This is a genomic window from Sphingobacterium sp. JUb56, assembly GCF_014191365.1.
Classification (GTDB): Bacteria; Bacteroidota; Bacteroidia; order Sphingobacteriales; family Sphingobacteriaceae; genus Sphingobacterium; species Sphingobacterium anhuiense.
Genome location: NZ_JACHWL010000001.1, coordinates 972,384 through 992,104, shown reverse-complemented (window position 1 = coordinate 992,104; position 19,721 = coordinate 972,384). Strand labels below are relative to the sequence as shown.

Below are 19,721 nucleotides of genomic sequence, written 5' to 3'. Positions count from 1 at the left end.
TCGATCTTAATGTGTGCTTTATGGAGAGAAAAATGCACTAAAAAGGCATCGCTACTCGATAATAAACGGATATATATTTTTACAAAAAAGTTTCTGGTTAAGGTAACGGAGTACATAATTCAATTAGAAAACCATCTAAATCTCTCACATATGAAACGGTCTGTCCCCAAGGTTTGACTGTAGGCTGTTCAACAATAATTCCATTATACTCCCATACTTTGTCTACTAGATCTTCAACATTATCCGTGATAACGCCCAATTCTATTCCAAAAGGTTTCGCTAAACGAGAACTTTCCTGATATCCTGCACTCAAATTAGTCTGTGCTAAACTGTGTTTGGCAAATGAAATGGTGGTTTCTCCTGTTATTAATTCGCCGTAATCTTTTTCAGGTGTTATAAATTTTCGTACAAAGCCAAATACTTGTTCATAAAACTGAATGGCCCGTGTCACATCGGACACATATAAGATAGTATATTTAAATTTGATCATTTTTAACTGTTTTGTTTCTTCAAAATTTTACCTTTTCTATTTTCGCTATATCAATTTGACGTTGTATCAGATTACTGGAAATAGACAAGTTCGTCGTCCTACTATGTTTTAGCTAACACAAAAATAAGTCTGCTAATGACAACAGTATGTCAGTAAACCTTATTAAAAAACGATAAAAAATAAAAAAGCCTTGTCGAAGTGATCAAGGCTTTTTATAGTTCAATTACAGCTTAATCGGTTCTACTATTGTCAAGTGCTCCTGCTGCTGCACCTAAAGCCACCACCCCTCCTAACAGCAAAGCATTTTCACCTTTTACTTTCTTATAAGCCATTAGATCACCTTGTTTTGTATAATACTCAAGTACATTATTTAATGATGTACCAGTCTGAAATAATGTTTCAGCATAAAATTTTTGTTCTGTAGTTCTGAAAGTAACCTCGCCATTATTCAACACAGAATAGCTCAAAAAACTGCTCAGGATATAAGGCGAATCCTGTATGTTAAACTTGGCTTGTTGTACATTATATGTTCCACCGTTCATGCCATACCGCACAACTTTTTCTTTTTTTGCTTGGGATACCGATTTCTTTACATCATCGCGAAGATCAAAAAACCTTCCATCGACAAACGCATGAGGTGGTATTAATAACATATCTTTAGGTAATGTTGCTGTGCCGTTAAAATATCCATGAATAATATCCTCACTAAAAGCGGAAACATTCTGATTCACTTTACCTTTTAAATCTATCTGGTTGTTAGCGTAACTAAGGGCCTTTCCGTTGATTACTAGTGCAGAATTTTTTAAGTTCCACATGATTGGATAATCTAATTTATTTTCAACCTTAACATATACTTTACCATCCTTCCCCGCAAAAGAGTATTGAACAGCCAAAGTGTCATTTGTGTAGAAGAAAGTTCCTTGGTCTTTTTCTTTAATCGTATTGGTGGTATTAACAGTCATCAGGTAATTTGAAGAACAAGCTGACAAGAATAAAGCAGTGCAGAGCGGAATAAATGATTTGTACATCTTCATTTTCAATATGGGTTAATTTAGTAATGGGTTCTTAGCGCGATAAACTTTGAAAGTTTCGTCTGTGATACTCTAAGATATTACAAATATTTAAAAATAAAGTAGCCCTATAACCTATATTTCACTTTATTAATTACCTAATGACCCTAACAAACTGTAAACGTTGTATTTAAATTGACCCAGGAACATGTAAATTATTCTAAAAATCTTGCGATCTGTAATACCGTAAATGTGATTAATTCTTCATCTACTATCCCTGATTCATCGGCCATCATATACCCGCCGTGGGTGGCAGGAAGTATGCATAATCTTGCATCAGGGAGCAACTGACAGATGGTTGCGGCATGTGTGACTGTAACAACATCTCGATCTCCATAAATGAGCAGAACAGGATTTTTAATATGCTGCATATCACGATCTTTCCAGTCTTCAAAATGGATCATCCGCTGACTGTCTTTTTGAAACATATTATGCAACTCATCTATATTCGAATTTAGTTTCAGAAAGTTCTCTTTCAGATAGGTCGGCATATTATCAATTGTTGCCTGTTCCATTGCTTGAAAGAAACCTGGTATCAGGCCATTTCTTTTATAAACTCCAGAGGCTGCTACGATCTTCACGACGCGATCTGGGTAAATCTTTGCTATCTCTAAGGCAGTCGTAGCACCATTGCTAAATCCAAAAAAAGAGGCTTTAGGTATTCCCAACAGATCCAATAATGCGACAATATCCTTTGCATCCTGTTCAAAAGTTTCAGGTTCTTCCCTATGATCTGAGCGTCCGTGATTTTGCAGATCAATGCCGATCAGCAAAAAGCGTTCTTGTAACCGGATAATCGTTTCTCTAAAATCAAACTGTATAGAACCCGCCCCTCCATGAATCAAAACCAAAGGTTCACCTGCTCCATAAATTTCATGATACAGGCGAATTCCGTTTACCTCTAGGTATCCTGTTACATGTGCTTCCATGCTAATATGTGATCTTGTCATCTACACCGTAACTCATACTCGAATAATTAAGGATACGTCTCATCAATGCCATCTGCCCGCCAATATAATCCTGCCTACCTATACACATTCCGATAAAATTGAGTTTATCTTCTGTAACAAAGGGGATATTCATTCCAATCGGAAATAATTCAGACAATTGTTCATCATTGACGGCCAATAAACTCCGGTAAACTTTAGGAGAGATTTTATGAAAACTAGCAATGAGATCGGCTAGAGTCGGGTATTGAAATTGTTCATCTAATGTCTTTCCCATATAAAACAAATCGTTATAGGGATCTGTTTCTTCCAAACCTAAAATGTTTGCTATTCCGTAACGTACATTGACAAAGTTGCCGGCCATCCAAATAATATGATTCGTTCGTCCATCGATCCGCTTCTTGGCATCCACTTCAGATATCCCAGATAACACACTTAAAAAAGTCTGTGTATGCATTCTATAAGCGGGAATAATCACTTCTAGTTTTGTTGATTTTGGCTTATCCATTGTTTATTGATTTAGTGATGGTTAACTACCATCTGTTTAATCAAAAATAAACAATAGATCATAAAGTCCCCTTGCCCTATGACAAGAAAACAAACTATCGTCTGCCATTTAAGTCTTGGACTGGTTTATAGTGTCGCAAGTTCTAATTCAAGAAACGCTTGTGGTAAATACTGAATAATATCGGAGGGAAGAAGACTATAAGTACCGATGGTCTTAACTGCCAAATCTGCTGCCTTTCCATGTAAATATACACCCATGATTAACGCTTCGTTTGCAGGATATCCCTGTCCAAGCAATGCGGTTATAATCCCTGTTAATACATCGCCGCTACCCCCTGTTGCCATTCCTACATTTCCTGTACTATTCAAGTAGATCTTACCGTCGCTCATCACCATTGCACTATTTGCTCCTTTTATCAATATATTGACCTGATATTTACTTGCAAATTCTTTTACTTTTTCTAATTTATCCCAATCGTCCATCCACGATCCTATAATCCGATTCAGTTCTTTTGGATGTGGAGTCAGAATGGTGTTTTTCGGTATAAAGTTCCATAATTCGGGATTTTTTGACATCATATTTAAACCGTCAGCATCTATAATCAATGGCGTTTGGATTCCTCTACTTATGTAATCTATCCAGGCTACACTTGTTTCTGCTGCGGTTCCCATTCCTACTCCAATGCCAACAGCCTGATAATTTGCTAAGTCGGGCATGGTGGTTATCACATCATTATGGTCATCTAATAAGACCATAGCTTCGGGCACAGCAGTCTGGATAATGATATGCCCGCAAGCAGGTACAAAGGCGGTAGCTAAACCACAGCCACTTCGCAAAGCTGCTTTTAGTGCCAGCTGGACAGACCCCATTTTTCCCTTGCTTCCCCCTATGATCATGCTATGTCCAAAATTGCCTTTATGTTCAAATTTTTTCCTTTTTCTATAGTATTTGAGTATTAACCCTTTTTCCACATAAATCAAATCGGAATTTTCTTTTTCAATAGCATTTTTACTCAATTGAATGTCCAGTATTTGAAAATCATCATAAAAAACTTGGTTCTGAGGCATTAATAATGCGAGCTTAGGCATTTGGAAAGTATATACCAAATCTGCATGAATCACAGGAGCAGTAATCGATGTTGGTCTATCTGCCAATAAGCCTGAAGGCATATCAATGGCATATACAGGAACATCAGCTTCATTGATCTGCTTGCAGATATAAGCCCATTTTCCGTCTAATTCTTCTCGCAGTCCATATCCGAACAGACAATCTATAACAATGGTATTATCCGGGATTTGTAACTGATCTGTTTCGTTAAAAAAATGAATTTGCGCCGCGGATAATCTTGCCTGATTGCGGCTATTATCAGGCGCGTAAATTTCGGATTTTAGGACATATACCATCACATTGGCTAAATGTGCATCTAATAAACGTGCTAATACCAATCCATCTCCGCCGTTATTTCCTTTTCCGCAGATGATGGTGAAATGTTGTTTTGGGAGATCTGGGTACTTGATCTTTAATGCAGCAAAGACCGTTTGGGAAGCTCTTTCCATTAAATCTAAGCTTGTAATTTGTTGTTCGTTGCAGGTCAGTACATCTGCGTTCATCATTTGTTTTGCGGTAAGAATTTTCATTTGATCCAGATATACGCTAAATATACTTGTATTTATTTAATGTTTAATTTTATAAATTCCTGATCGAGATTAATCAATTCTGGGAGTGCATAAAATGAAAAATAGGTAACACTTGCCCATTCTCTATCTTGCAAAAGTAGGCTATAGGAGCGTATACAGTTTTGAATGTGATTTTGATAGAGTTTAATCCAATGACCTTCATTTTTGATGTCGTAATTTTGGAATTTTTTTTCAGCTTCTTGAGAAATGTAATCGAACTGTTTTTGATCTAGGGCAAGTGCTTTACCTTTTATAACTTCTAGTAGCATAGGCTGGGTCTCTGTGTAGTAACGTTTGGCTCGCTTAATTGCGGAAAGCACTTTTTTATTCTTTGACTTTTGCTCTATCAGTTGGGTCATAAGTAATCCCTCGGTACGCATGAAAACAATGTTCGTCAGAATCGCTTCTTCCTGCGATACCTGCTTTAACTGCTGGGGGTTGGCATTTACAAAAGTTGCAATGAAAAAAAGTAGTAAAGGTATGCGCATATGTCTCACATCTGGTCGCTTGAAATAATCTGTACAACTTTTAAACAAATTACATCCTCTTATTGTTTAGATTTTCTCTATTTCAAGTTAAAAAACAACCATTTATATTTAGAAATCGAAAAAATTAAAGCGCTCCAAAATAAACAAATAAACTTCATGCTTAGGTGATCAATACATGAGGAGATGGTCAAGAGCTGTTTATGATAACGAAAATAATCCCTATTCATGTTTTGCAAATGGCTGTTATCAGGGATAAAAATGGTAAAAAACTATCATGACTTTTGTGTTAGAATTACATTAATATCATGAAGAGAATAACACTAACACTAGCAACAGTGTGCTTAATGAGCTTAAGTGCCCTAGCTCAATCCAACAAGTTTTTTCGTATCGATTACGGAATAAAATCGGGAGAAAACAATGGACAGCTGGATGATACGCAATTAAGAGCTTGGGTGAATCAGGATTATATGCGCATCGCTTATACGCAGGATGAAAGTCACATCGAGATAAAAGATAAGAAAAAATTAAAATCATTTATTTTAGTTCCTAACTCTCAAGAGTACTTGATGCTACAAGACGGTACCAAAAATGATTACAGTGATATCCAGATCGAATACATAAAAGGCCAAGAGAAAAAAATAGCGGGATATACATGTAAACTAGCAATAATTAATATAGGAACTGATGAGGAGTCTGGCGAGGATGTAAAACTTGCGGTTTATTATACTGAGCAGATCCCTAATTTATCTTGGGCGGAATTCAATTTCTTAGAAACTTTACCTGGGGCACCATTGTCAATTACGGTATCGGGAGATGGCTACATTGCAAAAAAGATCGACTCTGAGGAATTGACTCAAGAGCTATTCGAAATTCCAGAAAGTTATACGGAAATGCAAGCTGATAGTGCAATAGGATATGGTGATCTTCAAGTTGCTGATAATCGCTATATTTTCACTAATGAAACCGGAGATTTATATGGACTAAAAGATGAGAATGATCAAGTTTTTTTTCAACCTAAGTATACTTTTATAGCACCTTTTGATGGAGACATATCTATAGTAAACAATGCAGAGGATAAATTTGGAGCGATCAACTTAGCCGGTCAAGAAATTATTACGCTACAACACGATTTTCTAAACTATTCTGACGACTCCAAAACATTCATGTACGGTGCACAAGATAAATACGGTTTATTACGTGCTGATGGAAGCGTTTTGATTAACGCAACATATGAGATGGTGAGTTTTCCGGAAAATGGGCTGATCCAATTCATGAAAAATGATAAAAGCGGTTTTATGAATGAGAAGGAGCAGGTGATCATACCAGCAGTACATGAACACATTTTCATGAGAAATAAAGACTATTTTATTACGTTCGAGGATACTTCTTATTCTTTACTCTCTATTAAAGATAATAAAAAAATAGCCGGAGGATATGAATATATGGCTTTACCTGATGAAGGAAATATTTTCTTAGCGATGAAAAATGGTAAGTATGGATACATTGATGAAAAAGGTAAAACAATTATTCCTTTTAAATTTTCAACAGCACTTGCGTTTGATAATGGTGTAGCCATTGTCTCGGAAGATGAAGCTGGTGAAAACATATATTATATTGATACTAAAGGTCAAGAGGTTGCTGCTGTAGAGGCTGAATAATATGAGAAAACTCCCATATTTATTTTACTAAATATGGGAGTTTTCTTGCATTTATGGGGTTTAAACAACTATTTTAATGTTTCGATCTATACATTGTTTATAAAAAATGATATCTTAGTCTCCTATATAACAGGTCCAGAATAAATGCAAATGAAGAAGAGTGCACTATATTTTACCAATAAATCGAGAGAAACTCTGCTTCTATTAATCTTGTGTTTTTTATTTAACTTTTCTTCTGCTCAGGAAGTGCTAGATAAACTAAAGGAACAATATGATAAAGTATCTGTTACGAATCCAGAAAGATTAATAGTTGCCGGCAAATATGCAACTGCCTTATTTTTCAATCAACAAGAAGTTAAGGCCGGTCAAATCCTTAAAGATAATATCCAGATAGCAAGTCGCTTACCAGATGGAAAATATGCGGCTAATCTTTATGCGATTGAGGCTATGAATTATAGAATCAGCGAGCGTATAAAAGAATCTAAAAGTAGTTTTGATAAGGCAAAAGAGTTTGCTAGCAAATCTAAAGATGTAGAGATCAAGGGTTATATAAGTTATTGTGAAGGATGGCTATATACCAGAAATAATAAAGAAGGTGAAGCTGTTAGAAGTTTTCTACGTGCGATCCGCTATTTTGATCAGGCTCCCCCATCCCGTACACTTAATAGCCGTAAATCTACAACTTACAAGGAGCTAACTTCAATTTATGCGAATTGGAATGAGCATCAGCTACAGGAGAAATATAGTCTACTTGCTTTAGATCTTGCTATTCAACAAAATGATCCCATTGCTATATTTGACGCTTATATGCTCATGGGGTATATGTATGAACAACAGTACATAAAGAACGATACTAACCACAAATTACGAGATCAGGCAGAAAAGTATTACCTCTTAGCTATTAATACGTATAACAAAAATAAGGCTACAATCCCCTTCCCATCTAATCTATCTTTTGTTGCTAATAATCTAGCTTACCTCTACTTTAGTTTTTTTCCTGATTCTTATCAAGATCAGGCAATTCAATATGCTGAGCTCGCCCTAAAGCAGGGAGCAGCGACTCAACAATACACGCATGTTGCGTCTGCTTACGGTATAATGGCGGAGATCGCACTGAAAAACAAAAAACCTGAGCGTGCTAAAGCCTATTTGTTGTCGGCACTTATGGAGATTACTAAAAGCAGTGTTCCGGATCAGAACATCATCCTCAGTATTTACGAGAATCTCTCTGAAATTGCGGAACAGGAGAATAATCTTGCTGAAGCCATACGTTACCATAAAGTGTATATGGAAACATTTAAATCCATATACAATCAAGAACAATTGGAATTGGGTAAACGACTAGAAGCACAGTTTGATAAAGAAAGACAGCAACAGCAACTTATCAGAATGCAACTGGAAACGGATAAAAAAGAACAGCAGCTCCGTTTGCTGCATACCGTCAGTCTGCAGCAAAAACAGCAATATGAGAATTTGAAGTTGCATGAAGAAAATCAGCGAAAAGAACTTGAGCTCACACAGCTTGAATCTGAAAAAAGAACCCAGGAACTTAAGCTATCTCGTTTAGAGACACAAAATCGTGCTCAGGACATCCTCAGTTTCAAAAATGAGATTTCTTATAAAGAGAAAATAAATAAATATTATGTGGCTTTGATCTTGTTTTTTTTACTGGTTCTACTATTAATGCTATACGCATATAAACAGCGATCCAAAAGTATGCGTCAAAATAAGGAACTGTACAATTTCTCTTTAGATAAGGAACGTCAGAATTCAAAAATATCAATATTAACTGCTATGCTTGATGGTCAGGAACAGGAACGAGGACGATTGGCCAGGGACCTTCATGATGGACTAGGAGGCCTCTTATCCACCACAAAAATCAGTTTATCTCAATTGACAAATAAAGTGGATAGCCCAATGAAAAATGATATGCAAAAATCTCTTCTGCAATTGGATACTGCTGTAGAAGAGCTAAGACGCGTAGCTCATAATCTGATGCCCGATTTGCTAAATAGATATGGTCTTGAGGAAGCATTACAAGATTACGCTGTTCGTATGTCCAATGTAGAATTGGATATTGATGTACAATTTTTACATTATTCGAATCAACTTACAAAAGATGAACAATTACTTGTTTATCGGGTAATCCAGGAGTTGGTTAATAACGCAATAAAACATGCTGCCCCCAAACAAATTATCATTCAAATTGTAGAAGAAGCTGATTATTACACCATCACTGTTGAAGATGATGGAAAAGGATTTGATATTGATCAGGTTAAGGGTAATCACTCAGCAGGCCTTCATAATATACAATCGCGGATCGATTTCCTTAAAGGGAAATTTACTATACAGTCGGAAAAAGATGTGGGGACAAGTGTTGAAATTATATTTCCAAAAAAATAAAATAAATGATTAAAATAGCAATTACAGATGATCATCCTTTGCTTTCGGAAGGATTGAAAAATATCCTTTCTAAGGAAGATATGTTAGAAGTAGTGGGTTGTTATCCTGATGCATCAACCATGCATAAAGCGCTTTCGGATGGGCCTGTTGATGTGCTTTTACTGGATATTAATCTTCCTGATGCCAATAGTATTGAGCTGATCAAACCGTTACGGTCCAAGTATCCTCAAATGCGTATTATAGTAATCAGTGTACATAACGAATATGCTGTTATCAATAGTGTACTGCAAGAGGGGGCCCAAGGTTATATTCAAAAAAATGCTTCTGTGGAAGAGATTGTTGCCGGAGTTGAACAGGTTATAAAAGGAAACAAATTTCTATGTTCTCAAACCAAAAATATTGTTGAAAGAAAATCAAAAGATGAACTCAAAAGTGTTCCAAAATTGACCCGTAGGGAAAAGGAAGTACTAACTGAGGCATCTTTGGGATTAACAACGGGGCAAATCGCAGAAAAACTATTTATTAGTCCGCATACTGTGGAAAGTCACCGTAAAAATTTGATTGAGAAATTTGACGCAAAAAATCTTAGTTCTGCAATTAAATTAGCGTTAGAATATGGATTGATTCGTCAATAGTAGAACTTTGATTGGTAAAACCACTAGTTTCGGGGATTGTAGAAATTGCTTCTAATCTCTAGCTTTGAGTAGACGTAAAATTGCTAAGAACCTAGAAAGAAAATCTGATGCCGTACGATGATGGCACGGTAATTAGCAGGAATAATAGCAAATCCTTTAAAACAATAAAAAATGATAAAACTTAAGTCGTTTTCGCGATTAATAATCTTAATCTGCTGTTGCAGTTTATTGACAAGTTGCTTTGACTTTATCGAAGATATCAATCTAAATGCCAATGGTTCTGGCAGTATTAAAGCTACACTCAACCTTAGTAAAAGTAGTACTAAAGTGGCCTCTCTGATGAAATTAAAAAGTGTAAATGGCATTCAAATTCCGACAAAAGAGAAGATAAAGAGTGAAACCGAGGACATGATCCGTATTTTAAAAAATACCCCAGGTATAAGTCAGGTGCAATATAATTTAGATTTTAACAATTATATTGCAACTGTCTCCTGCAATTTCGCTTCCGTAAATGCTCTGAATAATTTTAGTAAAGCGCTTGGAACTCATTTTAAAAGTGCCCTCGGTAATAATAATAATTATTCCTACGATGCTAAAACTGGAACCTTTACCAGAACATATACACACTCTCCTACTTTAAGTAAAGAGTATGCCCGTATATCTGAAACTGACCGCAAATATTTTAATGATGCCTTTTACACACAGATTATACGTTTTGATAAAACGGTCAAATCACAAAAACATGCTTCAGCAAAAATATCCAGTTCTGCAAAAGCTGTTCTACTTAAGTTAAAGGCTACAGATCTTGCTAGTGGCAAAGTTTCATTAGCCAATACCATCACTTTAAATAACAAATAACTACATGAATATTAAATTCTTACCCTTGTTAGCATTATCTGCTTTTGCAGGAATGGAGGCTACAGCTCAAGAACTGACCAGCAAAATACCGGCTCATGCCGACTTTGTTGTTTCTATTAATAATAAAGCTATCGTAGAACAAAGTTCTATGGAACTGCTAAACGAAACACTCACTAAACTAGGTGCATTTGAACAGGCCAAAAACATGGATTTTCCAATCAAAAACCTAAAAGAGCTGGATTTCAATCTAGATAAACAGGCTTATGTTTACCGTGCAAATACCGATAGTTTACACTACATTGGAATTTTACTTCCCCTGAAAGCAAACCATCAGGTTAAACAACATATGTTTTCACAATATGAAGTTCTTCCAATATATAATGGATATGAAAGAAGAGTTTCCAAAGATGGTAAAACACAGGTTGCCTGGAATTCGGAAACAATGTTTATTCTCACAGGTGATGTACACAGTCAATACTTTCAAATGAAAGATGTAGCAGACCGTTACGGCTTAGATCTTGGCTCTTATGCGACGGACACCTGGACCTATAATGAAGCATTAGGTGATGCGGCAACCGCAGCTACGGCTGCTGCTGAAGAAGCTGTGGAGGCTATGGAAGAAGAAACTTTTGAGAGTGAAGAGGAAATTTTACCTGATACCGTGAACGTATTAGAAGAAATAAGCGAAGCTGAAATGGAGGCCGTTGAAGCTGTTGTTGATTCGACTATAGCCATATCCGCAGATCAATGGGATGATTCAGTAGACACAGTAGAGGCTTACGATTTGGAGTCGGACTCACTTTATCTTCTAAATCAAGCTCGAGAAGCTAAAAATGATTCTATTAAAAATAAATTATTTGGAACATGGCTTGCAAATGACTTTAATGGCTACTTAGATCCTAAGAGCAACATGGCAAACAATAAAGCGATCAAATTAACAGATAACAAACATCTGATTCGTCTGTGGGTGCCCAATGTAGATAAATTATATCAAGGTGCATTGCCTTATGATGTGTTAAAATTGGCCTATGGTATTGATATGGATAAATTTAAATATGGATATGAGGAAGGTACATTTGATTTAATCCAGGATCAGCATACGATTAAGTTTACTGGAACTTTGGGAGTCGATGCTGAAATGGCAAAGATTTTCAAACCGTTGTACAATGGTAAAATCAACAAGAAATTTGCAAAATATATCCCTGAAAACCATTTAGCATATGCTGCCGTAAATATTAATACGGAAGCTTATCTAAAACAACTGCCAGCCCTTGTGAATCGTTGGTATGCTCCCATTGCTGGCGAATATAGTGACGTTGTCACCATTGGCGCTACAGCTTTAGAAATTGCACTAGATGAGAAAGCAATCGGTAAAGTGATGAAAGGTGACCATGCTTTTTTCTTAAATGATCTTCAAAAGGTTAATAAAGAGTATGTAACCTATGAGTATGATGATGATTACAATTACAAAGAAATTACGAAAATGAAAGATGAGTATGTACCTAATTTCTTATGGATGTTTACTTCTCAAGATCAAAGATTGTATAAACGTACACTTGACTTCGCTGTAAAAAAACAAGAAGTAACTTTGGAAAATGGTATTTACAAAATTGCTGAGCAGAAAAATATAAAACCAATCTATATCCTTTTCAAGGAAGATCTTGTATTTGTGGGTAGTGATGTAGAACAATTAACTTCTATTGAACAAAACCGTTTTAAAGGTACTAAAAATGCAAAAGTGAAAAAGGATTTACTTGCTAACCCATTCAATTTGGTTGTTCACGCAAATGCTATTCCTGAAGTAGTCCATAAACTAGAAGTACCAGTAACTGCTTCATTGCAACAAACAATGAAAGACCTATCGACTTACGGCGATATTCAATTAAAAGGAAGTACGTTAAAAAATCGTCAATTCTCTGGTGAACTTTCTATAGAATTGCCAAAAGAGGATAAAAATGCATTACAGTATATTTTAAAACATATCATGCAGAACATGGATAGTAAAATCGCTAATTAATTGTACATGAAAAGGATTACAATTATCATCTGCTCGCTATTACTTATACTTATATCGTTCCTATGGGTGACTTATACTGTCCGTAAAAATAGGATTGAAAAACAATATGTCAGTCAATCAAGTACCGGTATTCTCTCCATTGCTGTTGATGACTTAGTGTTGGATAATGTATCTCAGCTCTTGAGCTTTGATACCCGTTCTACAGGAATAGAAGGTGGTGAAGACTTGATAAAAAAAATCGTATGGAATTCAGGAATATCTATTCCAGCCCGTCTGTTTTTATTTAGTACTGATACACAGAAAAATCAATTCTGCGGAATATTAGCTGTATCGAACTATGATGATTGTTTTTCTTTTTTTGCAAACCAATATCCGAAGGCAATTAATTTTGTAGATAAAAAACAAGGTATTGTCAGTGTTAATATAGCAAAACATATTAAAGTACTGTTTGATCATAATCATCTTGTTTATTCGATTGGACTTGATCCTAATTCGGATTTTAGTGAGCTCCATGCACTGTTAAAAAATCAGGATGCATGGGTACAGATCGGTTCTTTTAAAGGCTTTGAACATGCTTTGACCAAAAAACATATTGGTTATGCCCTAAAAGACAGAAGTTTAATGGCTGAAGCTACTGTTACGAAACATAAGACAGACATTACTGGACAGTGGTTGTTATCTGAAAGTATAGAACAGAACCTTCAGGTAAGAAAGATAGATACAGCTAATCAAATTGTTACCTTATGGAGTTTATTGTCGCTAAATGATCTTCCTTTGTTATCCCAGATTATGAGCAAGTATACAGGATTCAATCAGGAACAGTTAAAGAAGAATTATGCTAATTATTTGGATTTAGAGATTAAAACCGATAGTGTCATCCAAAAAGATACCTCGATTGCATATGCATATGATGATGATTTTAATGCTATAGAAGAAATAAAAGTAACAGAGATTGCTGTTCCTTATATTGTACATACCTGGAAATATAACGAGCCATTAGCTGCGTCCCTTCCTGGAAAAATGTTTTATCAATTTCATAAAGCACATATCGATTCATACTTGTTAAATACAACTTCTGAACGATCTCCTGATCGGATTCAAAATGAAAGAACTCAACACCCTTTTTACTTCTTTATTGATTTTAATGCATGGCCAGAAAAGTGGACAATATATCCGTTTAGTAAATTAAAACAGAGCAAAGTCAGCGCTACAATGACAACTACTCTTATGGATAAAAATAAACTTGCTATAAAGGGAGAAATCACCTACTAATACTAATAGTCATATTTGGTTTCATGAAAACAGACAGTACTTAAAAATACTGTCTGTTTTTTGTTATATCTAAGGTTATATACTATGCTAATATCACTCGCTTTAAAAAGATCTGCACAAGTCTCTTTATATTTGCAACAATACAAGTTTTAACAAAGTTTGAAACTGCTTACCATGTTCAAGCAATTCTTCAAATGCATAATCCGTTTCATATAAATAAGCTTTTTAAATTATTATATACATCACATTGCAAGATATTACCCTTACCCCTACGGAGATTCAGCTCATCAATACATTTATTTTTCAGCCCTGTGGATTAACAATGGCACATAGAAAATATGAACGAGAAAGTCAAGAATATGATGCTCAAAATTTTGATCTAGACCATTTGAAAATTAAGTATAGGAAAGCCAAGATAACACCTAAAAAGATTGGTCAATTCGTTACCTTATGGTATAGGGATGCAGCTGGAATTACGACTCCGTATGCAGGCAGTAACCCTATTGATTTTTATATAATAGCTACCCGAAAAGATAATGATTTTGGATTGTTTATATTCCCTAGAAGCATTCTGTTAAAACATGGTATCTTGAGAGGTGAATGTAAAGCTGGTAAACGAGGTTTTAGAGTCTATCCAAATTGGGATATCGCCGAGAATAAACAGGCTAAACAAACACAACTTTGGCAAAAATTATACTTTATAGAGATTCTTGCAGGTGAAGAAGTTGACTTAAAAAAAGCTAAACAACTATTAACCTTATGATGGGGTAATTTTAAAAAATTATTTTCAAGATTCCAATCTATTGTACTTTTCATTTATTTTATGTAAATTGTAAATACCAATTACAGACATAATCGAATCATTATGCATCCATTTCGAAATAAAAATAGAAATCATTCCATTATGAATGAAAATAAGGATTCTAAAAAACCAAATGCTCATCCTTTTGTGAGATCTAATTTTCATTTACTCGACAATGATACAAAACTGCAAAGTATGGTAAAAATACAACATATACCTATTGTTAATGAAGAGACCTTAGAACAGGTTATACTCGAAATGAATTTAATGAAGAACAAAAATTAGTATTCCATAATACTTTATAATTTTTATAAATAAAAGGGCTCCATTCACGATGAATGGAGCCCTTTTATTTATAAAATCACTACTATAAAGAAGCGATTGCATTATTTAATGTTTGCGAAGGACGCATAGCGGCTGTAGCCAAATCATCATTAGGGAAATAATAACCACCAATGTTTTGTGCTTTACCTTGAGCACCAATCAACTCTTCGTTGATCTTAGCCTCATTTTCAGCTAATGACTTAGCTAAAGGTGCAAACTTCGCTGCTAGTACGCTATCCTTTGTTTGTGCAGCTAAAGCTTCAGCCCAATAAGCTGTCAAATAGTAGTGAGAACCACGGTTATCGATTTGACCTACTTTACGTGCTGGAGATTTATCATTCGCTAAGAATTTTTCTGTTGCAGCATCCAATGCTTCTGCCAAAACTAATGCCTGCGCATTATTCTGTGTTTGTGACAAATGCTCTAAAGATGCTCCTAAAGCTAAAAACTCACCTAGAGAATCCCAACGTAAATAACCTTCTTGTAAGAATTGTTCAACATGTTTTGGAGCAGAACCACCAGCACCTGTTTCAAATAAACCTCCACCATTCATTAAAGGAACGATAGAAAGCATTTTTGCAGATGTACCAACTTCTAAAATAGGAAATAAATCTGTTAAATAATCACGTAATACGTTACCCGTTACAGAAATTGTATCTAATCCTTCGCGGATACGGTCTAAAGAAAATTTAGTCGCCTCAACAGGATTCATAACAAAGATGTCTAATCCATTTGTATCAAAATCACCTAAATATTTCTCAACTTTTTTGATGATTTCTCTATCGTGAGCACGGTTTTCATCTAACCAGAATACTGCAGGTGTAGCCGATAAACGCGCGCGGTTAACCGCCAATTTTACCCAGTCTTGAATAGGTGCGTCTTTAGTTTGACACATGCGGAAGATATCACCAGTTTCAACTCTTTGTTCCATCAAAACATTTCCATTTGCATCTACAACACGGATCGAACCGTTTTCTGATGCTTGGAAAGTTTTATCATGTGAACCATATTCTTCAGCTTTTTGAGCCATTAAACCCACGTTGGGAACAGAACCCATAGTTGTAGGGTCTAATGCGCCATTTTCTTTACAATCTTCAATAGTTGCTTCATACACTCCTGCATAAGAACGATCTGGAATAATAGCGATGGTATCTTGAGATTTTCCTTCTTTATTCCACATCTGTCCCGAAGTACGGATCATCGCTGGCATAGATGCATCAACGATCACATCTGAAGGCACATGTAAATTCGTAATACCTTTATCAGAGTTTACCATTGCTAAATCTGGACCATTCGCGATAGCGGCTTCAATAGCTGCTTTAACTTCTGCCTCTTGCGGATTACCCGATATTTTTGCAAATACTTCTCCTAAACCATTATTTTTATTGATACCCAAAGAGTTGAATAATTCACCATATTTAGCAAATACATCTTTAAAATAAACCTCTACGATAGCACCAAAAATAATAGGATCTGATACTTTCATCATCGTTGCTTTTAAATGAGCAGATAATAAAACACCTTCCGCTTTAGCCGCAGCAATTGTATCTGCAACAAAACCTTTTAATGCATTTAAGCTCATTACTGATGAATCAATTACTTCACCTGCCTTTAATGGAGATAAACCTTTTAATTCTGTAGCGGTACCCGCTGCATTAACAAATTCAATTTTGAACTGTCCTGCGTTTTCTACTGTTACTGATTGCTCAGTCTCATAAAAATCACCGTGAGACATGGACGCTACGCGTGTCTTAGAATCTGCTGACCAAGCACCCATTGAATGCGGGTTTGCTTTAGCATAATTCTTAACAGCTTTTGGCGCACGGCGGTCAGAGTTTCCTTCACGTAAAACTGGATTTACAGCTGAACCTAATACTTTTGCATACTTTGCCTTAATCTCAGTTTCTGCTGCAGTTTCTGGATTGTCAGGGAAATTTGGTATCGCATAACCTGCTGCCTGCAATTCAGCAATTGCTCCTTTTAATTGCGGAATGGAAGCTGAAATATTTGGTAATTTGATGATATTAGCTTCTGGAGTTGTTGCCAACTGCCCTAATTCAGCTAAAGCATCAGCTACTTTCTGATCTGCGCTTAATACATCTGAAAAGTTTGCTAAAATACGACCTGCAAGAGAAATATCTCTTAATTCAACATCGATATCAGCTGTTTTGGCGAATGCTTGTACAATAGGTAAGAATGAGTAAGTCGCCAACAATGGCGCTTCATCTGTCTTGGTGTAAATGATTTTAGATGACATAATTTTTTTATTGAAATCTTTTAATTTGCTTAAACAAAATTGAAATTCAAAACGAACGCTGAGGCTGATTCAAAATTCGCCTAAAGATAGGAAATTGAAATTTAAATCGCTACAAAAGGTTGAATTATGACGGTTAAAAGTAAAATGTTGGCATGACTGGATTAAACACAATTATATTTGTCTATTACCTTTCTTTTCAGATGCATGTGCACTTATATTCTATATGCGCTACAGCCTACATCTAATTACTTAGTTAGTGCCCTCATTTCTTTTAATGAAATTACTTGAACGGTTGATCCATATGAAAAAACACTTTCTATCATTGCTTGAGCGAGCTGATGCGTTTTAATAGGCGCATAATGCCGAAAAAAACCTAATGAATTAAAAAAAGTAATTGCTTTCAGTCCGACCTTTTCTCCAAATCGATTTGAATTAGGTCTTTCTATAAAGCCTGGTTGCAATATCATAAGGTGTTTAAATCCAATTTTTTTGATTGCTTCTTCTAAACTTCCTTTCATACGATTATAGAAAATACTGGATTTTGCATCTGCTCCTATTGCTGATAATAGAACAAAATGGGATACTCCATTGTTGAAAGCTAGCTGTGCAAAATCCAGTGGATAATCGTAATCTATATGCCATTGTGCATCTTTACTTCCTGCATCTTTTAAAGTTGTGCCGAGACATGAAAATGCAACTTCTCCTTTTATAACTTGGTGATAAGATGATAATTTGTCAAAATCGACAATAATCTCTTCTAACTTATCATGTTGTTCAAAATAAGCTTTACGTACTAATACACGGACTTTAGTGAAGCGTACATCTTCTAATAATAGCCTAACCAGTTCTCTTCCTGTAGCTCCACTTCCTCCAATAACAATTGCTTCCATGTATTAAATATAATGATTCGTTTCCATATTTCATTATGTTGTCAAATTCTCACTAAAATAAACGGAGGAACTGAGATTGCCTGTTAGAATCGTTAATTTTAGTTTTATTATTTACAAATAACTTTAATACATGACTACATATACATTAAACAACGGGATTAAGATTCCTGCTATCGGTTTCGGAACCTGGCAAATCGAAGATGGTGCGCCTGCCTATAATGCGGTAGCTGAGGCATTAAATGCGGGTTATATTCATATCGATACTGCTGCCGTTTATGGTAACGAAAAAAGTGTTGGAAAGGCCATTCAAGATAGTGGAATTGATCGTGATGATCTTTTTATTACGACAAAATTATGGAACGCGGACCGTGGATATGAAAACACATTAACTGCATTTGAAAAATCACTAGCTTTACTCAATTTAACTTATGTTGATTTATACCTTATTCATTGGCCGGCTAATGAAGCACAATTTGAAAATTGGGCAGAAATTAATGCTGATACCTGGAGAGCTTTTGAAAAATTATATGTTGATGGAAGAGTCAAAGCTATTGGTCTAAGTAATTTTCCTAAGAAATATGTTGAAACCCTTTTGAAAACAGTACAAATTAAACCAGCTGTCAATCAACTGGAATTTCACCCTGGGTATTTACAGGAAGAAACAGTTTCGTACTGTAAAGAAAACAACATTTTGGTACAAGCTTGGTCACCTCTTGGATCAGGTCGAATTCTTGACAATGAAGTATTGCTTTCGTTAGCGCAAAAGTATAACGTTAGTGTCGGCCAGATCTGCATTAAATTTGCACTACAGGAGGGTATTAATCCTTTACCAAAATCTACTAATCCGATCAATATCAAGGCAAATCTTGACCTATCAAATTTTGAATTGACTGCTGAAGATATAGCATCAATTAAAAATATGAGGGACTTAGGTTTTTCAGGACTCAACCCAGCAGAGGTGCCATTCTAAAAAAGAATTGTACTTAAAGTGCTACACGGGTCTTGTTTGTGTATAATTTACATCTGTACCAAGGTGACCAGGACTCTTAGTTAAGAATAAATTTTGTTGTAGAGATGTGATTGACTATGTTTGCATACATGTCTAATTCAGAAAAAAATCCATATCAACTGTTCAATAAAACCATCTGGTCAAATTGGAAAAATCAAGATGTTGTCTGCATAAAAGTGGAGGAATTATCACAGAGCAATGGAATTACATTCTTTGAGCTCATACCTGATTCTGAAATGCTTGATGCAGATAGTGAAACTTTGTATCCAATAGATTCGGAAGATGTCATGGATATGCTATTACCTAATGCACAAGTTAAATTTGTCGTACATGACATCTACATGGCGGATTTGGATGATTAATTATCGTGCATCAAAATTGATTGATAATCACAGACAACACGGGCTCAGATTATTT

At 35.4% G+C, this 19,721-nt stretch carries 18 protein-coding genes; 10 read left to right on the top strand and 8 right to left on the bottom strand.

What is annotated here, in order from left to right:
* Window positions 1-97 precede the first annotated feature (97 nt).
* The 6 genes from FHR29_RS03785 to FHR29_RS03760 all read right to left on the bottom strand — a co-directional run bounded on the left by FHR29_RS03785 (window position 98) and on the right by FHR29_RS03760 (window position 5,179).
* The gene (locus FHR29_RS03785) at window positions 98-490 is read right to left on the bottom strand and encodes a VOC family protein (protein ID WP_132842562.1); all 393 of its coding nucleotides are present in this window, start codon (window positions 488-490) and stop codon (window positions 98-100) included.
* Between the two features lie 230 nt (window positions 491-720).
* Complete coding sequence (locus tag FHR29_RS03780) at window positions 721-1,524, bottom strand: hypothetical protein (RefSeq protein WP_183912414.1); 804 nt, start codon at window positions 1,522-1,524, stop codon at window positions 721-723.
* 191 nt (window positions 1,525-1,715) lie between these two features.
* Window positions 1,716-2,489, bottom strand: coding sequence for an alpha/beta fold hydrolase (locus tag FHR29_RS03775; RefSeq protein ID WP_183912412.1), 774 nt, complete (start codon window positions 2,487-2,489; stop codon window positions 1,716-1,718).
* Window position 2,490: 1 nt separating this feature from the next.
* Complete coding sequence (locus FHR29_RS03770) at window positions 2,491-3,015, bottom strand: DinB family protein (protein ID WP_132773583.1); 525 nt, start codon at window positions 3,013-3,015, stop codon at window positions 2,491-2,493.
* A 125-nt stretch (window positions 3,016-3,140) separates the two neighbouring features.
* The gene (locus tag FHR29_RS03765) at window positions 3,141-4,652 is read right to left on the bottom strand and encodes an NAD(P)H-hydrate dehydratase (RefSeq protein WP_183912410.1); all 1,512 of its coding nucleotides are present in this window, start codon (window positions 4,650-4,652) and stop codon (window positions 3,141-3,143) included.
* 32 nt (window positions 4,653-4,684) lie between these two features.
* Entirely contained in the window at window positions 4,685-5,179 is a 495-nt protein-coding gene (locus FHR29_RS03760) for a hypothetical protein (RefSeq protein WP_132773580.1), read from the bottom strand.
* A gap of 305 nt (window positions 5,180-5,484) precedes the next feature.
* Here FHR29_RS03760 and FHR29_RS03755 point away from each other — a divergent pair, with 305 nt between their 5' ends.
* The 8 genes from FHR29_RS03755 to FHR29_RS03720 all read left to right on the top strand — a co-directional run bounded on the left by FHR29_RS03755 (window position 5,485) and on the right by FHR29_RS03720 (window position 15,109).
* Window positions 5,485-6,837 carry a WG repeat-containing protein gene (locus FHR29_RS03755; RefSeq protein WP_183912408.1) on the top strand — a complete coding sequence of 451 codons (1,353 nt, stop codon included), beginning with the start codon at window positions 5,485-5,487 and terminating at the stop codon, window positions 6,835-6,837.
* 150 nt (window positions 6,838-6,987) lie between these two features.
* Window positions 6,988-9,240 carry a sensor histidine kinase gene (locus tag FHR29_RS03750; RefSeq protein ID WP_168126862.1) on the top strand — a complete coding sequence of 751 codons (2,253 nt, stop codon included), beginning with the start codon at window positions 6,988-6,990 and terminating at the stop codon, window positions 9,238-9,240.
* 5 nt (window positions 9,241-9,245) lie between these two features.
* On the top strand, window positions 9,246-9,875 hold the full coding sequence (locus FHR29_RS03745) for a response regulator transcription factor (RefSeq protein WP_132773576.1): 630 nt from the start codon (window positions 9,246-9,248) through the stop codon (window positions 9,873-9,875).
* Window positions 9,876-10,046: 171 nt separating this feature from the next.
* Window positions 10,047-10,733 (top strand): hypothetical protein, encoded by a 687-nt coding sequence (locus tag FHR29_RS03740; RefSeq protein WP_031288690.1) that lies wholly within the window; start codon window positions 10,047-10,049, stop codon window positions 10,731-10,733.
* A gap of 4 nt (window positions 10,734-10,737) precedes the next feature.
* A complete protein-coding gene (locus FHR29_RS03735) occupies window positions 10,738-12,750 on the top strand; it encodes a hypothetical protein (RefSeq protein WP_183912406.1) in 2,013 nt (670 codons plus the stop codon).
* A gap of 6 nt (window positions 12,751-12,756) precedes the next feature.
* Window positions 12,757-14,022 (top strand): hypothetical protein, encoded by a 1,266-nt coding sequence (locus tag FHR29_RS03730; protein WP_132773573.1) that lies wholly within the window; start codon window positions 12,757-12,759, stop codon window positions 14,020-14,022.
* A 322-nt stretch (window positions 14,023-14,344) separates the two neighbouring features.
* Window positions 14,345-14,785 carry a MepB family protein gene (locus FHR29_RS03725; RefSeq protein ID WP_168126865.1) on the top strand — a complete coding sequence of 147 codons (441 nt, stop codon included), beginning with the start codon at window positions 14,345-14,347 and terminating at the stop codon, window positions 14,783-14,785.
* 102 nt (window positions 14,786-14,887) lie between these two features.
* Window positions 14,888-15,109, top strand: a complete 222-nt coding sequence (locus FHR29_RS03720) for a hypothetical protein (RefSeq protein WP_132773569.1) — start codon at window positions 14,888-14,890, stop codon at window positions 15,107-15,109.
* 82 nt (window positions 15,110-15,191) lie between these two features.
* Here FHR29_RS03720 and FHR29_RS03715 read toward each other — a convergent pair whose 3' ends face one another.
* On the bottom strand, window positions 15,192-17,405 hold the full coding sequence (locus tag FHR29_RS03715; protein ID WP_183912404.1) for an NADP-dependent isocitrate dehydrogenase: 2,214 nt from the start codon (window positions 17,403-17,405) through the stop codon (window positions 15,192-15,194).
* A gap of 245 nt (window positions 17,406-17,650) precedes the next feature.
* Entirely contained in the window at window positions 17,651-18,295 is a 645-nt protein-coding gene (locus FHR29_RS03710; protein ID WP_132773565.1) for an NAD(P)H-binding protein, read from the bottom strand.
* Window positions 18,296-18,425: 130 nt separating this feature from the next.
* Between FHR29_RS03710 and FHR29_RS03705 the strand changes: the two genes are divergently transcribed.
* Complete coding sequence (locus tag FHR29_RS03705; protein ID WP_183912402.1) at window positions 18,426-19,265, top strand: aldo/keto reductase; 840 nt, start codon at window positions 18,426-18,428, stop codon at window positions 19,263-19,265.
* 128 nt (window positions 19,266-19,393) lie between these two features.
* Entirely contained in the window at window positions 19,394-19,666 is a 273-nt protein-coding gene (locus FHR29_RS03700; protein WP_132773561.1) for a hypothetical protein, read from the top strand.
* Window positions 19,667-19,721 lie beyond the last annotated feature (55 nt).